We start from the raw sequence: 18,839 nt of genomic DNA on the forward strand, positions 1-18,839 counted from the left end.
TTCACTCTTATTATAAAAAATCCCGCAGACCATAGACCGTTCTCCCCTTAAATCCAGTCAGGGTCTCCGCGTGCACCAGAGCGCTTAAAACCGCTTCTTCGATCGTCTCCGCCCCGGCTTCAAAGACCGGGTCCAGCTGACTGTCTGGCAAAAAGCTGAAGCTTTCTGCTTCTTTGGCGAAATGGCTGACTCTTTGCGCCGTGGAAAAAGCCAAGGCGATATCGCCGGACCCGTCCCCAATATACGACCCGGTCCTGGCTAAGCCAACCGCGCTGCGGCGGGCTAGGCGGCCAAGTTGCCGGCTAGAGAGGGGCAGGTCGGTGGCGATCACCATCACGATTGACCCCTGGTCTTTTTGATAGCGGTCATAAAGCTGGTTATTTTCTGCTTTTGCCCGGGCCAAAACGGCGGCTTTTAATTCCTGGCCCAACAGCCGGCCTCCGGCCCGCAATTTGCCAAAAGCCCCGAAATTAGCGCAAACCAGGCTGGCCAAGTGGTATTTTTTGCCCCCCAGTTCCAAAAGCCTGGAGGCTGACCCAATGCCGCCCTTAAAGCCTAAACAGCGCATCCCGGTTCCAGCACCTACGTTGCCCTCTTGCAAGGGCGGATTCTCTTCAGCCAAAGCCAGGGCCGCCAGAGCATCACTTTCTTTAACCGGCAGGGATCTGATATCGTTCAAGTCCCCGTCGTTACACTCCATCACGACCGGATTGACCGTCCCGGTTGTGAGACCGATCTCCGGATTGCGGTCCAGCATGTAGCGGGTCAAGGCCGTCCAGCAGGTCCCCACGGCCAGGGTGTTGGTCATGAGGACCGGGGTCTCCAAAGTGCCCAGCTCATTGATCTGGACCAGGCCGGTCGTTTTGCCGAAGCCATTGATGACCTGGCCGCTGGCCAGCATTTTTTGCTTGAAAATATCACTTCCGGGCAAAATTGCCGTGACGCCGGTATTGACCCCGCCCTTTCGCAGGGTTACCTGGCCCACCTTAACCCCCGGAACATCGGTTATGTCGTTTTTTTCTCCGGTTTGATAGGCCCGGGGCAAAAACAGTTCTCCTTTTAAGCCCATCTTCCACCTCAGATTTCCGTCATGAACATTTTCGCCGTCAAAAGCTCCATAATGCTCTTGGCCCGGTAGGAAACGACCCGCTCGCCTGCTCTTTCAGCTCCTGGATAAAAAGAGGCGGCTCTGGCCCGGCCAGCTGAAGAAAAGCAAAATTCCAGCAGGTATTCGTCAGCTAAAAGCGGCAGACCGCCCGCACCCGCCAAGGCTTCCTTGATCCCGGTCATGATGGCCGCTTCTATTTCCTTCGGGCTCTTGTTAACAGTCGCGCTGCCCACCCCTTTTTTGGTAGCACAGGTCACGATGCCCGGGCAAAATTCTTCCGCCCGCCGGCAGATACCGGCATCCCCAGCCAGGAAAAATGAAGGCACCCCGTACTGGGCCGCGCAAAGGCTGTTAAAGGTAAATTCCGAAGCCAATTCTCCGTTCAGCTTGACCCAGGAATACCAGCCATGTTCCACCGTGTGATCCAGGGGCGTTTCACTGGAGCCAGCCGGGGAATGGCTGCCAATATGGATTGCCCCGGCATAGTCAGCGGAAATGCCAGCCATCATTTCTTCTGGTGAAGAGTCCCAGCCCTGGATCAGTTCTGTTCCTGCCGGCAAAAGGGCCGGGTCCAGGTTGATCCCGTCTTCGTGCCCGTCTTTGACCGTCACCTGATAGCCGGCTTTCTGGCAGGCTTTGACCGCGGCCACGGTTTCCCTGGTCATTTCTTTTAGGGCCAGGTCGTAGCCTTTATGCCCATAATGGGTCTGCTCCCAGCTGGTAACGCCGGCGCAGCCCTCCATGTCGCAGGAAATATAAATCTTTTTCTCCATTTGCCTAACCTCCCCTGCTTTTGCTTTTTCCTTACACTTTTTTACTGCTTGCTTACATTTTACCATCAAAAAAACTGCCAACACTTAAACAATCTGTTAAGTATCGGCAGTTTGACATGCTTAACGGTGCATGAAGGCCAAAGCAATCTCATTGATCCCGAAGATCATCAGGTAGATCGCGATCAAGTAGACCGTGCTCATCCCCGCGATAACCGGTCTAAACAAAAGCATAATTCCGACAACCAGGCCCAGGATGTTCAAGAGCAGGTTGAAGAAGAAATACCAGCCGGTCTCAAAGAAACGCAGGTGCCAGGCAAAGACAATCCCGATCACCGAGTCAACGATGAACCAAATGGAGACCACGATAGCAATCGTGTATGCCCCGACCTTGTTATTCCACAGGAAGAAGATCCCGACTAAAATGTCAAAGATCCCCGATAACAGGGTGGTCCAAGACGGGCCAAAAATCCCGTGAAAGCCAGCATACATGGAGATCCAAGCGATCCCCTGCATGATCGACAAGACGGCCAAAATGATGACCAGGCCCCGCAAGCCCTTGCCAGGGTTGGCAAAGAGAAAAATGCTCAAAACGACGGAGACAACCCCCGCGATAAAAACGCCCCAGTCAAAACCGCGTTTTTCGTTAAAGCCGGAATCAAACATAAGAATCATCCTTTCACACTAATGCAAAAATTCTGACAATTATTTTGGCTTCCGCTTTCATTTTACAATATTTTGCGAAAAAGGTTTAGGGGCGAATTAAGATTCTTTTTCTTTATTTGCAAGGCTCTTTTCAGTCAAAGCCTTGTCCCGGTCCAAAACCGGCTTGAGGTATTTGCCAGTCCAGGACTCTGGGCAAGCCGCAACTTCTTCCGGCGTCCCCGTGCAAACCACCTGGCCGCCCCGCTCACCGCCGTCCGGCCCCAGGTCGATCAGCCAGTCAGCCGTCTTAATTACGTCCAGGTTGTGCTCAATTACCAAAACAGTGTTGCCCTGGTCAACCAGGCGCTGGAGGACTTCCAAAAGACGCTTGATGTCATCGGTATGCAGACCGGTAGTTGGTTCATCCAGAATATAGAAATTCTTCCCAGTCGACAATTTTTGCAGTTCGCTGGCCAGTTTCATCCGCTGGGCTTCCCCGCCGGATAAAGTGGTCGCAGGCTGCCCCAGCTTGACATAGCCCAGGCCCACATCAACGATGGTCTGCAGCTTGCGGTGGATCTTTGGAATATTGACGAAGAAGTCGCAGGCTTCACTGATGGTCATGTCCAGAACTTGGGCAATGTTCTTTTCCCGGTAGGTCACTTCCAGGGTTTCGGAATTATAGCGCTGGCCGTGGCAGACCTCACAAGGAACGTAGACGTCTGGCAGGAAGTTCATTTCAATCTTGAGGATCCCGTCCCCGTGGCAGGTCTCGCAGCGCCCGCCCTTGACGTTGAAGGAGAAGCGGGCCTTGGTGTAGCCCCGCATTTTGGCTTCATTGGTCTGGGCAAAAAGGGTCCGGATATCGTCAAAGACACTGGTGTAGGTCGCCGGGTTGCTCCGCGGCGTCCGGCCGATCGGGCTCTGGTCAATGTCGATCACCTTTTCGATATTCTTCCAGCCGGTCAGTTTCTCATACTTGCCCGGCTTGGCGGAATTATGGTTGAGCTTCTGGGCCAGGACTCTCTTTAAAATTTGGTTGACCAGGGTAGACTTGCCGGACCCGGAAACCCCGGTCACGACCACGAATTCGCTCAATGGAAATTCAACGGTAATGTTCTTCAAGTTGTTTTCCGCTGCCCCGGTCAGCTTCAGCTTCTTGCCGCTGCCCTTGCGCCGCTTCAATGGAACTGGAATGAACTTTTCTCCCCGCAGGTACTGGCCGGTCAAAGACTTTGGATTGGCCATGACTTCTTCCGGCGTGCCGGCCGCCATGACTTCCCCGCCAAAACTGCCGGCGCCTGGTCCCATGTCGATCAAATAGTCTGCTGCCCGCATGGTTTCATCATCGTGTTCAACGACAATCAAGGAGTTGCCCAAATCCCGCATCCGCTTCAAAGATGCAATCAAGCGGTCATTATCCCGCTGGTGCAGGCCAATAGAAGGTTCGTCCAAAACGTACATGACCCCTGACAGGTTGGAGCCAATCTGGGTGGCCAGACGGATCCGCTGGGCTTCCCCACCGGACAAAGTCCCGGCTGATCTGGACAAAGTCAAGTAGTCCAGGCCGACGCTGACCAAAAAGTTCAAGCGGTCGCAGACTTCTTTCAAAATCGGCTTGGCAATGGCTGCTTCCTGCTCGCTTAAGTCAACTTCCTTGAAAAAGGCCAGGGCATCCTTGATTGACAAATCGCTGGCCTCAGCCAGGTTCTTGCCATTTACCTTGACTGCTAAAGCCTTCTCATTAAGCCGCTTGCCGCCACAGACCTCACAGGGCAGCTCGGTCATGTACTTGCCCATGACTTCCTGCATGAACTTGGACATTGGCTTGGCATAGCGGCGGTCGACATTGTTGATCACCCCTTCAAAAGGCTGCTTGGTGTCGTTGACCCCAAAGTCGCCTTCCAAGTGGAAGTGAATTTCCTTGTCTGACCCGTTCAAAATGATGTCTCTTTGCCGCTTGGTCAGCTTTTTAAAAGGCTTGTCCATCGGGATCTTCAAGGCCTGGCAGGCCTGCTCCAGCATCCCCATGTAGTACTTTGACCCTGCCCAAGGAGCCAGGGCACCATCAGCTAAGCTCTTGTCCTTATCCGGAACCACCAGGTCCGGGTCAACCGCCAATTTCATCCCCAGGCCATCGCAGGCCGGGCAGGCCCCAAATGGCGCGTTGAAGGAGAAGAGGCGGGGCTCCATTTCCCCAACCGTGAAGCCGCAAAGAGGACAGGCATAGTATTCAGAGAAGCTGAGCTTTTCGCCCCCAATTACGTCAACATCCATGTAGCCTTCAGACAGGCGCAGGGCCGCTTCAGCCGAGTCAAAGAGGCGGGACCGGATCCCGTCTTTGATAACCAGGCGGTCAACCACGATTTCAATGTCGTGGCGCTTGTTTTTCTCCAAGGCAAACTCTTCGCTGGCATCGTGCATCTCGCCGTCAACGATCACCCGGACATAGCCGGCCCGGCGGATTCTGGCAAAAACTTCCTTGTGCTCGCCCCGCTTGCCCCGGATGACCGGAGACAAAAGCTGGATCTTGCTTCTTTCCGGCAAATCCAAGATCCGGCTCACCATCTGGTCCACCGACTGCCGCTGGATCAAGGTGCCGTCATTTGGACAGTAAGGGTGGCCGACTCTGGCCCAAAGCAGGCGGAGGTAGTCGTTGATTTCAGTAACCGTGCCGACTGTTGAGCGGGGGTTGTGGGAGGTCGTCTTCTGGTCGATGGAAATAGCCGGGTTGAGGCCGTCGATTGAGTCAACGTCCGCCTTGTCCATCTGGCCCAGGAACTGACGGGCATAGCTGGACAGGGATTCGACATAGCGGCGCCGGCCTTCAGCATACAGGGTGTCAAAAGCCAGTGAGCTCTTGCCAGAGCCGGACAGGCCGGTAATAACGACCAGCTGGTCTTTGGGAATGGTTACGTCGATGTCTTTTAAATTGTGCTCGCGGGCACCGCGGATGACGATTTTTCTATCTGCCATTGAAGTCCTTGCCTTTCTTCTTAATCGGTTTTCTCACCGAGCCTTCCAGCTCGATAATTGCGTCGCGGAGGTTAGCCGCGCTTTCAAAGTCCAAGCGCTTGGCCGCCTCTTGCATCTGCTCTTGCAAGTTGCTAATCATCTGCTTCTTCTGCTTGGCCGTCAGTTCATCGAAGTTGAGGTCGGCGAAGGAGTCTGACTTTTCTGCTTCCTTGTCGGCCTTGACCACGGAGATCATGTCCCGAACCGGCTTGATGATAGTCTTTGGCACGATCCCGTGCTCTTCGTTGAATTTCATCTGAATGGCCCGGCGGCGGTTCGTTTCATCAATCGCCAGCTTCATGGAATCGGTGATCCGGTCAGCGTACATGATGACCTCACCATTGGCGTTCCGGGCAGCCCGGCCCATAGTCTGGATCAGCGGCCGGTAAGCCCGCAGGAATCCTTCCTTGTCCGCGTCCAAAATGGCAACCAGGGAAACTTCCGGCACGTCGATCCCTTCTCTGAGCAGGTTGATCCCGATCAAAACGTCAAACTTGCCCAAGCGGAGGTCCCGGATGATCTGCATTCTTTCCAAAGTCTTGATGTCCGAGTGCAGGTAGCGGACCTTGATGCCCAGGTCTTTCAAGTAGTCGGTCAGGTCTTCGGCCATCTTCTTGGTCAAAGTGGTGACAAAAACCCGCTCGTTTCTTTCGATCCTCAAGTTGATTTCAGCAACCAGGTCGTCGATCTGCCCTTCAATTGGCCGGACTTCGATCTTCGGGTCCAAAAGCCCGGTTGGCCGGATGACTTGTTCCACGATCCGGCTGGTGCGGTTTAATTCGTAGTCACCCGGGGTGGCTGACACGTACATGATCTGGTTGACGTGCTGCTCAAATTCCTCCAGCTTCAAGGGCCGGTTGTCCAAAGCTGACGGCAGGCGGAAGCCGTAGTCGATCAAGGTCTGCTTTCTGTTCCTGTCCCCATTGTACATGGCCCGGATTTCCGGCATGGTAGCGTGGGATTCGTCGATTAAAATCAAAGAATCCTTGGGGAAGAAGTCCAAAAGGGTGTAAGGCGGCTCACCGGCCTTGCGGTTTTCCATCTGCCGGGAGTAGTTTTCAATCCCGTTGGTGTAGCCGACTTCTCTCAGCATTTCCAAATCATAGGTGGTCCGCTGCTTGATTCTTTCTGCTTCCAGCAGCTTGCCCTCTTTTTCAAACTTCTTGACCTGCTCATCCATTTCGGCCTTGATCCGGTCGATAGCGCCGGCCAATTGCTCATCATTGGTCATGAAGTGGGTTGCCGGGAAAAGGGAGATGCTGTCTCTGACCCCGTGCACTTCCCCGGTCAAGGGGTCGACTTCGACAATCCGGTCGATTTCGTCGCCAAAAAATTCAATCCGGTAGGCCCGGTCAGAATAGCCGGCCGGGAAAACTTCCACGACGTCGCCCCGAACCCGGAAACGGCCCCGCTGGAAGTCGATGTCGTTTCTGTCGTACTGGATGTTGACCAGGTCCCTGAGCAGGGTGTTTCTTTCGTATTCCTGGCCGGTGTAGACGTTTAAGACGCTGGCCGCGTATTCTCTTGGGTCACCCAAGCCGTAGATGCAAGAAACAGAAGCCACCACGATGACATCGTTTCTGGACATCAAGGCGCTGGTAGCCGCGTGCCGCAGCTGGTCGATTTCATCGTTGATCGAGGCGTCTTTTTCAATATAAGTGTCTGACTGGGGCACGTAGGCTTCCGGCTGGTAGTAGTCATAGTAGGAAACGAAGTATTCCACGGCATTGTTTGGGAAAAATTCCTTAAATTCATTGTAGAGCTGGCCAACCAGGGTCTTGTTGTGGGTAATGACCAGGGTCGGCTTGTTCATTTTGGCAATTACATTGGCCATGGTATAGGTCTTCCCCGTCCCCGTTGCTCCCTTGAGGATCTGCTCTTTATCGCCGGCCTTAAAGCCGGCCACGAGCTGGTCGATGGCCTGCTGCTGGTCACCAGCGGGCTTATATGGTGAGACGAGTTCAAATTTGTTGTTGTCTTGCCGCTTGATCACGGTTCTCCCCCCTTAAACTTGCAATAATCAGTCGTACTCTATTTTACTACCCGAACATAGATTCTAACAATATTTTGCTCAAAGAAAAAAGCAGCAGACTTTTTGTCCGCTGCTTTGAATATCTATTTCAAAAATCCCTTGGCTTGCAGGTAGTTGTAAGCTTCCTGCCCGGCCACGCTGCCTTCGCCAACGGCGGTCGTGACCTGGCGCAGGTCCTTTGGCCGCACGTCGCCGGCCGCGAAAATCCCTTCCTGCCGGGTCCGCATCAATTCATCAGTTGGAATCCAGCCGTTTTCGTCCAAGATGTCCAGGTCTTCCAGGGCCTTGGTCACTGGCAAAACGCCCACGTAAATGAAGACGCCCTTGGTGGCAAATTCCTTCTCTTCCCCGCTGACCTTGTCCTTGTAGCGGATCCCGCTGACCTTGCCGTCTTCACCGACGATTTCTTCGGTCAAGGCGTTCCAGACGAACTTGATCTTCGGGTGCTTGAAGGCCTTCTCCTGCAGTTCAGGCTTGGCCCGCAGCTGGTCTCTTCTGTGAACGACCGTGACTGACTTGGCAGACTGGGCCAGGTAGAGCCCTTCCTGGATGGCTGAGTCGCCCCCGCCGATCACAGTCACGTCTTCATCTCTGAAGAAGGCTGCATCGCAGACGGCGCAGTAAGAAACACCATGGCCGGAATAAGTTTCCTCCCCCGGCACGTTCAAGTGCTTGTGCTCTGAGCCAGTCGCGATGATCACGGCTGGAGCCAGGTATTCCTCGCTGTCAGTAATCACCCGCTTGTAGTCGCCTTCCAGCTTGACGGCCTGGACGTCGCCATATTCATAGCTGGCCCCGGCGTTTTGCACGGTCTGGTACATCTTTTCGCCCAATTCCGGCCCCTGGACTTCCACAAAGCCCGGGTAATTGTCGATGTCGGCAGTATTGTTCATCTGCCCCCCGTAAATCCCCCGGTCTAAGAGCACCGTCTTCAGGTTGGCCCGGGCCGCGTAAACCGCCGCCGTCATGCCGGCTGGACCGGCACCAATGATTACTACGTCAACTTCTTTGGTCATAAACAGCCTCCTTGTTACTTACTTTTTACAAGTAATATAATACAGGATTTGCAAAAGATTGCAAGCCCCCCTGCTTAGATTCTGATTTCCGGTCCCATCTGCCGGCTCATCATCAGCTTGATCTCATCGTCGATCTGGGCTCCCTCATAGAGGACCTTGTAGATGGAAGCTGAAATCGGCATGTCCAAAGAATACTTGTCACAAATTTCGTGGACGGCCTTGACGGTCGTGGCCCCTTCAACCACCTGGCCCATGTTGGCCAAAACTTCATCCAATGGCTTGCCCTGGCCCAGCTGGTAGCCGCAGCGCCAGTTCCGGGAGTTAACTGATGTACAAGTGACGATCAAGTCGCCGATCCCGGACAGGCCGCTGAAGGTCCAAGGCTGGCCGCCAAAGGCCACGCCCAGGCGGGTGATTTCCGCCAGCCCCCGGGTCATCAAGGCCGCCTTGGCATTGTCCCCGTAGCCCAGGCCCGCCAGGATCCCGGCGGCGATGGCGATGACATTCTTCACGGCTCCGCCGACCTGGACCCCGATTGGGTCGTTGCTGGTGTAGAAGCGGACGTAGTCATTTGAAAAAATCTTCTGCATCTTGGCCGCGTTGTCCAGACTGGTTGAAGCTAAGGTGATGGCCGTCAGGTCCTTTTGGGCGGTATTTTCCGCGTGGCTGGGACCGGACAGGACGATCATCTTGTCAAAGCCATCCGGGTAGATTTCGTCTTTAAAAATCTGCAAAACCAGCTTTTTAGTCCCCGGCTCAATCCCCTTGGTGGCCGAAACCAGGTAAGGCTGGCGGCCACTTTCGTCCAAAAACTGCCGGACTGCTTTAGCCACTGACCGGATGGCGCTGGTCGGCACAGCAAAGAGGATAATGTCACAGTCTTTTAGAACCTGCCCCATGTCGATGCTGGCCCAGACGCTCGGCTTCAAGGTCCAGTCCTTCATGTAGTGCAAGTTGGTGTGGTCTTGGTTGATCTCATCAGCAATAACTTGCCGGTGGGCGTAAAGGGCCACCTCGTGGCCGTTGTCAGCCAGCATGGAAGCCAGGACTGACCCCCAGGAACCGGCGCCTAAAACGGAAATTTTTGTCATTTTTTCTACCTCTCGTATGGATATTTTAGACCGCTACCATCAAGATACCACTTTGGCTTGACTTTGACACGCCGGTAGACAAATAAAATAACCACAGCTATTAAAAGCAGGAGGCTGAGGGCCTGGGAAACCCGGATGACGCCGAAGATATAAAGGCTGTCCGTCCGCATCCCTTCCACGAAAAAGCGGACCACGGAATACCAGGCCAGGTAGAACATGAAGACTTCCCCTTGCTTAAAAAGATGCTTCTTGTGGCGCAAGGAAAGGATAATGATCAAGCCGATCAGGTTGAAGAAGGATTCATACAAGAAGGTCGGCTTGTAGTAGCTGCCATTAATATACATCTGGTCGATGATGAACTGGGGCAAGTGAAGGTTTTGCAGATACTGCAGGCTGCACTTGGCCCCGTGGGCTTCCTGGTTCATGAAGTTGCCCCACCGGCCCAGGACCTGGGCCGCCATCACGCCAGGTGCCACGATGTCCAGGACCAGAAATGGCGGCAAGAAGCGCCGGTAGCAGAAGACCAAGAGGACGATTGCCCCGGCGATCAAGCCCCCGTAAATGGCGATCCCCCCGTTCCAGATGGCGATAATCTCATCCGGGTGCTGGGAGAAGTAGCCCCATTCAAAAATGACGTAATAGATCCGGGCCCCGATAAAGCCGATCGGCACGCCCCACAAGAGCAGGTCGATGAAGTCGTCGCTCATAATCTGCCGTCTTTGCCCTTCTCTGATGGACATGAAGGTGGCCAGCAGGATTCCGCAGGCGATGATGATTCCGTACCAGCGGACATGAATGTTGCCGATACTGAAGGCAATTGGATTCAGTGCTAAAGTCACTAGTCGTCTTCACCCCGCTGTTCTTCTTCGGTATTTTCCGCGATCAAGCTAGTCAAGTTTTCGTCAAAAGTCTTGGCCGCGTCAAAGCCCATGGCCTTAGCTCTAAAGTTCATGACGGCCACTTCCACGATATTTTCCATGTTCCGGCCGACCTTAACCGGGATGGTGACCTGCGGCACCGCGATGCCGCAGATGATCCGGGTGTTTTCCTGGAAGCCCAGGCGGTCGTAATTGGCCTTGGAGTCCCAGTTGGTCAGGTTGATGACCAGGGAAATCTCTGTTTCGTCCTTGATGGCCCCAATCCCAAAGAGCTTAAGGACATCAATAATCCCGATCCCCCGGATTTCCATCAAGTGCTTCAAAATGCGTGGGGCTTCCCCGACCACGGTCTCGTGGTCCCTCTGGTAGACGTCCACCCGGTCGTCAGCGATCAAACGGTGACCGTGCTGAACCAGGGCCAGGGCAGTTTCGGACTTGCCGACCCCGGATTCCCCGGTTAAGAGAACCCCCATCCCAAAGACTTCGACCAAGACCCCGTGGACGCTGCTTCTTTCGGCCAGCTTCACGGCCAGGTACTGGGTAATCATGCTCATCAAGTAGGTCGTGGTGTCGTTGGAAATCAAAATCGGAGTCCCGGCTGCTTCCGCCGCCTCCTTCAGTTCAGCTGGCACCGGCAGATTGCGGGAAACCAGCAGGCAGGGAGTTTCTTTTTGGCAGATTTTTTCAAAAACCCGCCGGCGCAGGTCGTGATCCAGGCGGGCAGCGTATGAGATTTCTGTTCTGCCCAAAAGCTGGACCCGGTCAGCCGGGTAAAAATCAAAGTAGCCGCTTAATTCCAGTCCCGGCCGGTAAACGTCGGAAACCGTAATCTTCTTGCCGGCCACATATTCTTGTCCCTGCAGAACCCGCAGGTTGGAATTGTCATTAATAAGTTCAGTTAGTTTTACCTTGTTCGTCATCATGTGCCTCACTCTCATCAACATCTCGCACTGTCACATCTTGCGCCTGTTTCCGCGGCCGCTCCGGATCTGCCTGGCCTGGCTTGAACCAACTGGATTCCGGCCGGCTGGGCAGCTGGTATTTTTTCCGCCAGTAAAAGCGGTAGTAGAGCCATAAAAGCAAAATTACGACCAGACCCACCGGCAGCAAGGCGATCAAGGCCTTGAAGAAAACCGAGAGCAGGGCCAGGGCAACTACAGCCGCCAAAACCAGCAGTACAATCGTGATAAATGACATGTTTTTCCTCTTATTCTGGGTTCTCTTGGCTCAAACGCCACTGAAGGTATGCATAGATGAAGGGATCCAGCTTCCCGTCCATGACTCCGCTCACATCAGCAGTTTCATAGCCGGTCCGGTGGTCTTTAACCATGCTGTAAGGGTGGAAGACGTAAGACCGGATCTGGGAACCCCAGGCAATATCCAGCTGCTCGCCCTTCAAGGCCGCCTTTTCCTTGCGCTTCTTTTCTTCTTCCAGGTGGAAAAGCTTGGCCCGCATTTCATTCATGGCCGTATCCCGGTTCTGGAACTGGGAGCGCTGGGCCTGGGAAGTCGTCACGATCCCGGTTGGAATGTGGGTGATCCGGACGGCACTGGAAGTCTTGTTAATGTGCTGGCCGCCCGCCCCGGATGACCGGTAGACGTCGATTCTGAGGTCCTTCGGGTCAATGTCGATTTCAATGGAGTCATCGACTTCAGGGATAACTTCAACCGAGGCAAAAGAAGTGTGCCGTCTTTTGGCTGAATCAAAAGGCGAAATCCGGACCAGGCGGTGAACTCCGTGTTCAGACTTGAGCAGCCCATAGGCATTCTTGCCGGAAATCCGGACGCTGACGCTCTTTAAGCCGGCTTCATCGCCTGGCTCAAAGTTGTTGACTTCAAATTTCAGACCGCGGGAGTCACAATAGCGCTGGTACATCCGGAGCAGCATGTTGCCCCAGTCCATGGCTTCAGTACCGCCGGCGCCTGGGTGGATTTCCATCAAGGCATTGTGGTCATCATACTCGCCCGACAAGAGCAGGCTCAGTTCATACTGGTGGAACTCTTCCTGCAGCTTGGCCAGCTGGTCTTCGGTGTCCTTTTGCAAGTCTTCATCTGCTTCCAGGCGCAGCAATTCCAGGGCGGTTTCCTCATCGGTTAGGTCTTTTTCCAAGGCCAGGAAGGAGTCCCGCTTTTCCTTAAGCAAGTTGGTCTCACTGATCAATTTCTGGGCCTTTTCCTGATTGTCCCAAAAACCCGGTTCCGCCATTTTAGCTTCGTTGATTTCAATGCTTTCGCTGATATTATCGAAGTCAAAGAGACCCCCTGAAGTGGTTAAGCCGGGTCCGCAACTCGTCTAAAGCATTTTGAATTTCACTGATTTCCATTGTCTTTTTCCTTTGCTAAAAATTCTTGTTTTGACTTACTTAGATTATAACCAAAAAGAGGAGGCTCCCGCCCCCTCTTTTATAATTTATTAACGACTCAAGTTGTTTCTGATCTGAGCCTTCATGAAGAGGCGAGTCACGTCAAACTCGATGTCGCTGATCATTTCTTCAAACATGTTGTAGCCGGAGTCCTGGTATTCAACCAGTGGGTTAAGCTGGCCATAGCCCCGCAGCCCGATTGACTGCCGCAATTGGTCCATAGCGTCGATATGGTTGGTCCAGTGTTCGTCAACCACGCGCAGGATAACCACTTTTTCAAATTCCAGCATTTGTTCCGGGTCAGCCAGGGCAGATTCTTTTTCCTGGTAGTTGTCTTCAACCAGTTGGTAAAGCTGCTTCTTAAGGGCATCTGGCGTGAAGGTCTTAAAGTCGATTTCTGAATCAACGTATTCTTCACTGGCCAGGCTGGACACGATGAAGTCACGCAAAGAGTCCAGGCGCCAAGTTGACCGGTCGCCTTGGGTGAACATGTCCACTTGGTGGTCAATAGTCCGGTGGATCATTGGCATCAAGACGCTCTTCAAAGACTTCTGCTCATCGATGACCTGCATCCGTTCCTTGTAGATAATTTCACGCTGGATCCGCATAACGTCGTCGTATTGCAGGGTCTGCTTACGGGTGTCGTAGTTGTTCCCTTCAACCCGCTTCTGGGCAGATTCAACCTGGCGGGTGATCAAACGGCTTTCGATAACCTTGTCGTCGTCATTGTCAGACAGGCGGTCAAGGAAGTCCTTGACCCGGTCGCCCCCAAAGCGCTTCATCAAGTCGTCTTCCAGGGACAGGTAGAAGCGGGTGTAGCCCGGGTCACCCTGCCGGCCGGACCGGCCCCGCAGCTGGTTGTCGATACGGCGGGATTCGTGTCTTTCAGTCCCGATTACGGCTAAACCGCCCAGTTCCTTGACGCCAGGCCCCAGCTTGATGTCAGTCCCACGCCCGGCCATGTTAGTGGCAATCGTGACTGCCCCTCTTTGGCCGGCATTCATGATGATGGCTGCTTCTTTGGCGTGGTTCTTGGCGTTCAAGACAGCGTGCGGGATGTGTTCCTTGTCCAGCATGTGGCTCAAGCGTTCAGAAGATTCAATGGCCACCGTGCCGACCAGGATTGGCTGGCCCTTGGCGTGCCGCTGCTTGATTTCGTCAACCACGGCCTTGAACTTGGAGTCCAGGGTCGGGTAGAGCAGGTCTGGCATGTCCTGTCTGATGACTGGCCGGTTGGTCGGGATAGTGATGACTTCCATGTTGTAGATTTCACGGAATTCTTCTTCTTCAGTCTTGGCCGTACCGGTCATCCCGGCCAGCTTCTTGTACATTCTGAAGTAGTTCTGGTAAGTAATCGTGGCCTGGGTCTGGGATTCTTCCTGGATCTTGACCCCTTCCTTGGCTTCGATGGCCTGGTGCAGGCCGTCTGAGTAGCGCCGGCCTTCCATGACACGGCCGGTAAAGGAGTCGACGATCAAGACTTCACCATCTTGAACCACGTAGTCAATGTCCTTGAGCATGATGTAGTTGGCCCGCAGGGCTTGATCGATGTGGTGAACCAGCTTCTGGTTTTCAACATCGTAAAGGTTCTTGAGGCCAAAGTGGTCGCAGGCCTTCTGGATCCCGGTTCTGGTCAGGGAAATGGTCTTGGTTGGCCAGTCGATCTTGTAGTCGCCGTGGTCTTCATCGTCATCAGCGTCATTGTCGCTCTTGTCTTCAACCAGTTTCTTGACAAAGCGGTCAGCCCGGACATAGTCGGCGTTGGCTTGTTCAGCTTCACCGGAAATGATCAAAGGCGTCCGTGCTTCGTCGATCAAGATGGAGTCAACTTCGTCGATGATGGCGTAGTTAAGCGGCCGCTGAACCATTTGTTCCTTGTAGACAACCATATTGTCCCGGAGATAGTCAAAGCCCAGTTCGGAGTTGGTTGAGTAGGTTACGTCGCAAGCGTAAGCTTCCCGCTTTTCTTCCGGGGACATGGTGCTGACGTTCAAGCCGACCGTCAGGCCCAGCCAGCGGTAGAGCTGGCCCATTTCAGTTTCGTCACGGCTGGACAGGTATTCGTTGACAGTAACAACGTGCACGCCCTTGCCGGACAAAGCGTTGAGGTAAACCGGCATGGTGGCCGTCAAGGTCTTACCTTCACCGGTCATCATTTCGGCAATGTTGCCCCGGTGCAGGGCAATCCCACCCAGGATCTGCACGCGGAATGGGTACAGGCCCAAGACCCGCTTGGAAGCTTCCCGGGATACGGCGAAGGCTTCCGGCAGCAGGTCGTCTAAGCTTTCGCCCTTTTCGATGCGGCTGCGGAATTCCGGCGTCTTGGCCTGCAATTCTTCGTCAGAAAGAGCGGCCATTTGGTCAGCGTATGACTCTACTTGGTCAGCAATTTTTTCAAAACGCTTAAGTTCTCTTTTGTCAGCGTTGTATAACTTCTTTAAAATGTTTGCCATCTAATCGTCCTTAATTCTGATATTTAGTCTAAAATCACAGAATAATTTTAACATGTAACTGCCAAAAATTAAAATAATCTACAAAAATAAGCAGGGCACAATAATTATCGTGCCCTGCCTGGCTTGCTGCCTTAGTATTCAGTTAGATATCCGGCAAAACTATTCGTTAGTTTCAATCAAGCCGTAGCTGCCGTCGTTGCGGCGGTAAACCACGCTGGTGCCGTTGGTTTCAGCGTCTTGGAAGACGAAGAAGTCGTGTTCCAGCATGTCCATTTGCAAGATGGCTTCTTCTGGGTCCATTGGCTTCAAGTTAACCCGCTTGTTGCGGACGATCTTGAACATTGGAGCCTTTTCTTCCTTCTCTTCTTCAACCGGAGCTTCTTCAGGAACAAAGAATTCTTCTACGCCCTTTTCCCGGCTCTTGCGGTTGACGCGGGTCTTGTACTTTCTGATTTGGCGTTCAAGCTTTTCGGAAACAAAGTCAATGCTGCGGTACATGTCATCCGTAGTTTCTTCAGCTCTCAAAACCAGGTATGGAAGCGGGATAGTTACTTCAACCTTAGCTGAGTGGTCACGGTATACCTTCAGATTTACATGAGCGATTACGTCCTGGCTCAGATCAAAGTACTTTTCCAACTTGGTCAAGCGCTTTTCAACATAGTCTCTCAAAGCTTCAGTGACTTCAATATTTTCGCCACGAACATTGTACTTTAACATAATAATTATCTCCTTTCCCGCTTGCGCGGTTTCTTTACACCCATATTATACCAAACTTGAAAGCGCTTTGTGAAAATATTTAGCGACTAATTGAAAAACTTTCGACCTGGCATTCAGGAAAAGCCGTTTCAATCGCGTCGCGCGCGTGATAAAGCGTTCGGCCTGTGGTGTAAATGTCATCCAAAAGGATGATCTTGCCTGTTATTTTACCCCTAAATTCCGGATTTAGAAAGAAATTTTGCTTGGCCTGCATCCGGGCTTTTTTGTCCTTTTCTCCCTGGGCCCCAGCCCCTGCCTTCTTGGCTAAAAGCGGAGTTAGAGGCAAAAGAGGATTAAAAATTTCCCAGACTGTATCATAGCCCCGCTTCTTCCGGTGCTCGGGTGAAGTCGGGACAGGCACGTAGTAGTCAGCTGCTAATTTCTGGACAGCCGGGGCGGCTAATTCCTGCAAGACTTGGCAGAGCAGGTAGTCCCCGTAGCGCTTGTAGCGGACCATCAAGTCGTGAAAGGCCTGGTTGTAGCAGTAAACTGCCTGGTTTTGCAAAAAATCTCCCTGGTAGATCCGCCGCCACTTCTGGCAGTCCTGGCAGATTTCCCCATTAGCCTGCCGGCGGCCGCACTGGGGGCAAAAGACAGGGCCGATTTGGTCAAACTGCTTGCGGCAGGCTGGGCAGAGGCAGGAAGTCTTAATTTTGCCCGGCAAAAGCAGGCGCCTGATATCCAGGTCTTCGGTAAAAACCTGGTCGCAAAAAAGGCAAAGGCTCATCCCCGGTTCATCTCCTTGATCTGCTTGACCGCGCTTCTGATCTGCCGGCTGTAGCGCCGGTAGCAAAACAAGACCAAGCCGTCCGGGTCCTGCTTGTCTCTGCCCACCCGGCCGGCGATTTGGACTAAGCTAGCGGCGGAATAGATCTCATCGTCAGCCGCCACGATGATCACCCAGACATGCTTAAAAGTAACCCCCCGCTCCAAGATTGTGGTCGTCAAGAGCAGGTCGAGCTCTCCTTTTCTGAATTTCTCCACCTTCTCCAGCCGGTCCGGGTCCTGGGCGTAGACTGTTGCCAGGCGTTTATTTGGCAGGAGCTTTTTGACGGCGGAAAAATACTGGGGCATCTGGGAAATTCTGGGCAAAAAGACTAAAAGGGGGTGGCCACTTTCCGCGGCCATTTTGATCCGCCGGGCCAGCTTGGGATGCAGGCGGCCCTTGGCCAAAAAGGGCTTAATGTAGAAGTCAAGCCGGGGCACGGGCAAGGGGTAGCCGTGAAAGCGGCGGTTGAGCCTAACGACGGCCAGTTTCCCCTGCTTGACTTTTTTCAGCAGGTCCTCTGGCGGCGTCGCCGTCAAAAAGACCCGGCTGCCCGTTTTCTTAACGGCATTGCCCGCGGCAAAATGCAGCTGGGGATTGCCGGCATAAGGGAAGGAGTCGATCTCGTCGATGATCAAAAGATCAAAGGCCTGGTAGTACTTAAGCAATTGGTGGGTCGTGCAGATGACCAGCTGCTCATTGGCGGGCTGCTTTTCCTCCCGGCCATGATACTTGCCGATCTCCACTTCCCCGAAGGCGGCCACCAGGCGGGGATAAAGCTCATTGACCACGTCGATTCTGGGCGTGGCGATAGCCACCCGGCAGCCGCGGCTGAAAGCCTCAGCCAATAAGGGAAAAATCATCTCCGTTTTCCCCGCCCCAGTCACGGCCTCGACCAGGCAGTCCTCTTTAGCCGCGAATTTTTCCAGCAAAAAGCGGCTCACGCCCTCCTGGCGCTCTTGCAGCTGCCCAGTCCAGGTCATCCCCGCTTTAGCCGGATAAGAGCCGCTAGCGGCTTGCCGGACCAAAAGCTTGCCCTCATCCAGCCGGCCCAGGCCCACGCAAGCGCGGCAATACAAAAATCCCGACGGCAGACGCGCCCAGCAGGAGCTGCCGCAGCGCTGGCAGATGCCATTTTCTATGGCAGGAATTGCCGTCTGCCCCTCTTTTATGCTATTATCCACTTTGTCAACCAGCCATTGGCGGCCGGCCAGAGATTCTTTTTCTTCTGTCACTTTTTTCGCCTCCACTAACTAATACACCAAAAAGGGATGATTTTTTGTCAAAAGAAGCAGATTTTTTAACGATCAAAGAAAACGGCCAGCATGAGCTGGTCATCAAGAAGAGCCGCTTTATCGCGACTTTTGCCCGGATCCAGGATGAAGAAGAAGCCCGGGACTTCATCGCCGCTACCAGCAAAAAGTACCACGACGCCACCCACAACACCTATGCTTACACCCTGGGCATCAATGATGACCGGGTCAAAAGCAGCGACAACGGCGAACCAAGCGGGACAGCCGGGGTGCCGGAATTAAAGACTCTGCAATTGATGGGCCTAAAAAATGTCGCCGTCGTCGTGACCAGGTATTTCGGCGGAATCAAATTAGGGGCCGGCGGCCTCATCCGGGCATATTCTTCCAGCGTCAGCGAAGCAGCTGAAGCAATCGGCATCGTCAAGCGGGTCAAGCAACAGGAATTGATTTTTACCATCCCCTACAACCGCTATGACAAGGTCGACCACTTCCTCAAGGAGAAAGAGGTCTATGTTGCCGGCACTGAATACGGCGTAAACATCACCATTTCCGTCTACCTCGACCTGGACCAGATTGACCCCTTCATCAGCGATTTGACCGAGCTCTTAAACGGGGAACCAGACCTGATCAAGGGTGACCAGCGCTATAACGAAATTCCCGTCAAAAGCGGCGAAAAAAGATTCTGACCAAAAA

Annotated in this window: 16 protein-coding genes; 1 reads left to right on the forward strand and 15 read right to left on the reverse strand. The window is 53.5% G+C overall.

What is annotated here, in order from left to right; translation table 11 throughout:
* Positions 1-10 precede the first annotated feature (10 nt).
* The 15 genes from ACYVUV_RS07805 to ACYVUV_RS07875 form a co-directional block, all read right to left on the reverse strand.
* A complete protein-coding gene (locus ACYVUV_RS07805) occupies positions 11-1,069 on the reverse strand; it encodes a DmpA family aminopeptidase (RefSeq protein WP_439775316.1) in 1,059 nt (352 codons plus the stop codon).
* 8 nt (positions 1,070-1,077) lie between these two features.
* Positions 1,078-1,881 (reverse strand): M55 family metallopeptidase, encoded by an 804-nt coding sequence (locus tag ACYVUV_RS07810; RefSeq protein ID WP_439775315.1) that lies wholly within the window; start codon positions 1,879-1,881, stop codon positions 1,078-1,080.
* 120 nt (positions 1,882-2,001) lie between these two features.
* Positions 2,002-2,544: an HdeD family acid-resistance protein gene (locus ACYVUV_RS07815; protein WP_439775314.1), complete on the reverse strand. Its 543-nt coding sequence runs from the start codon at positions 2,542-2,544 to the stop codon at positions 2,002-2,004.
* A gap of 96 nt (positions 2,545-2,640) precedes the next feature.
* Positions 2,641-5,499 (reverse strand): excinuclease ABC subunit UvrA, encoded by a 2,859-nt coding sequence (gene uvrA, locus ACYVUV_RS07820; RefSeq protein ID WP_439775313.1) that lies wholly within the window; start codon positions 5,497-5,499, stop codon positions 2,641-2,643.
* Positions 5,489-7,531 carry an excinuclease ABC subunit UvrB gene (gene uvrB / locus ACYVUV_RS07825; RefSeq protein ID WP_439775312.1) on the reverse strand — a complete coding sequence of 681 codons (2,043 nt, stop codon included), beginning with the start codon at positions 7,529-7,531 and terminating at the stop codon, positions 5,489-5,491. Before uvrB ends, uvrA begins: the two co-directional genes overlap by 11 nt.
* Positions 7,532-7,653: 122 nt before the next feature.
* The gene (gene trxB, locus ACYVUV_RS07830) at positions 7,654-8,586 is read right to left on the reverse strand and encodes a thioredoxin-disulfide reductase (protein WP_439775311.1); all 933 of its coding nucleotides are present in this window, start codon (positions 8,584-8,586) and stop codon (positions 7,654-7,656) included.
* A 74-nt stretch (positions 8,587-8,660) separates the two neighbouring features.
* Positions 8,661-9,677, reverse strand: coding sequence for an NAD(P)H-dependent glycerol-3-phosphate dehydrogenase (locus ACYVUV_RS07835; RefSeq protein WP_439775310.1), 1,017 nt, complete (start codon positions 9,675-9,677; stop codon positions 8,661-8,663).
* Between the two features lie 5 nt (positions 9,678-9,682).
* Entirely contained in the window at positions 9,683-10,516 is an 834-nt protein-coding gene (gene lgt, locus ACYVUV_RS07840) for a prolipoprotein diacylglyceryl transferase (protein WP_439775309.1), read from the reverse strand.
* The gene (gene hprK, locus ACYVUV_RS07845) at positions 10,516-11,475 is read right to left on the reverse strand and encodes an HPr(Ser) kinase/phosphatase (RefSeq protein ID WP_439775321.1); all 960 of its coding nucleotides are present in this window, start codon (positions 11,473-11,475) and stop codon (positions 10,516-10,518) included. The genes lgt and hprK overlap by 1 nt, the downstream gene beginning before the upstream one ends.
* Complete coding sequence (locus ACYVUV_RS07850) at positions 11,450-11,752, reverse strand: hypothetical protein (protein ID WP_439775308.1); 303 nt, start codon at positions 11,750-11,752, stop codon at positions 11,450-11,452. The genes hprK and ACYVUV_RS07850 overlap by 26 nt, the downstream gene beginning before the upstream one ends.
* 10 nt (positions 11,753-11,762) lie before the next feature.
* A protein-coding gene (gene prfB, locus ACYVUV_RS07855) for a peptide chain release factor 2 (protein WP_439775307.1) occupies positions 11,763-12,879 on the reverse strand; the annotation gives its coding sequence in 2 pieces (ribosomal slippage) (positions 11,763-12,806 and positions 12,808-12,879; 1,116 coding nt in all).
* Between the two features lie 89 nt (positions 12,880-12,968).
* Positions 12,969-15,371: a preprotein translocase subunit SecA gene (gene secA, locus ACYVUV_RS07860; protein WP_439775306.1), complete on the reverse strand. Its 2,403-nt coding sequence runs from the start codon at positions 15,369-15,371 to the stop codon at positions 12,969-12,971.
* 159 nt (positions 15,372-15,530) lie between these two features.
* Positions 15,531-16,088 (reverse strand): ribosome hibernation-promoting factor, HPF/YfiA family, encoded by a 558-nt coding sequence (gene hpf, locus ACYVUV_RS07865; protein WP_439775305.1) that lies wholly within the window; start codon positions 16,086-16,088, stop codon positions 15,531-15,533.
* Positions 16,089-16,167: 79 nt separating this feature from the next.
* Complete coding sequence (locus ACYVUV_RS07870) at positions 16,168-16,854, reverse strand: ComFC family protein (RefSeq protein WP_439775304.1); 687 nt, start codon at positions 16,852-16,854, stop codon at positions 16,168-16,170.
* On the reverse strand, positions 16,851-18,128 hold the full coding sequence (locus ACYVUV_RS07875; protein WP_439775303.1) for a DEAD/DEAH box helicase: 1,278 nt from the start codon (positions 18,126-18,128) through the stop codon (positions 16,851-16,853). Before ACYVUV_RS07875 ends, ACYVUV_RS07870 begins: the two co-directional genes overlap by 4 nt.
* A 44-nt stretch (positions 18,129-18,172) precedes the next feature.
* Between ACYVUV_RS07875 and ACYVUV_RS07880 the strand changes: the two genes are divergently transcribed.
* Entirely contained in the window at positions 18,173-18,832 is a 660-nt protein-coding gene (locus tag ACYVUV_RS07880; protein WP_439775302.1) for a YigZ family protein, read from the forward strand.
* Positions 18,833-18,839: the final 7 nt, after the last annotated feature.

The sequence above is a fragment of the Lactobacillus sp. WILCCON 0149 genome, assembly GCF_057197965.1.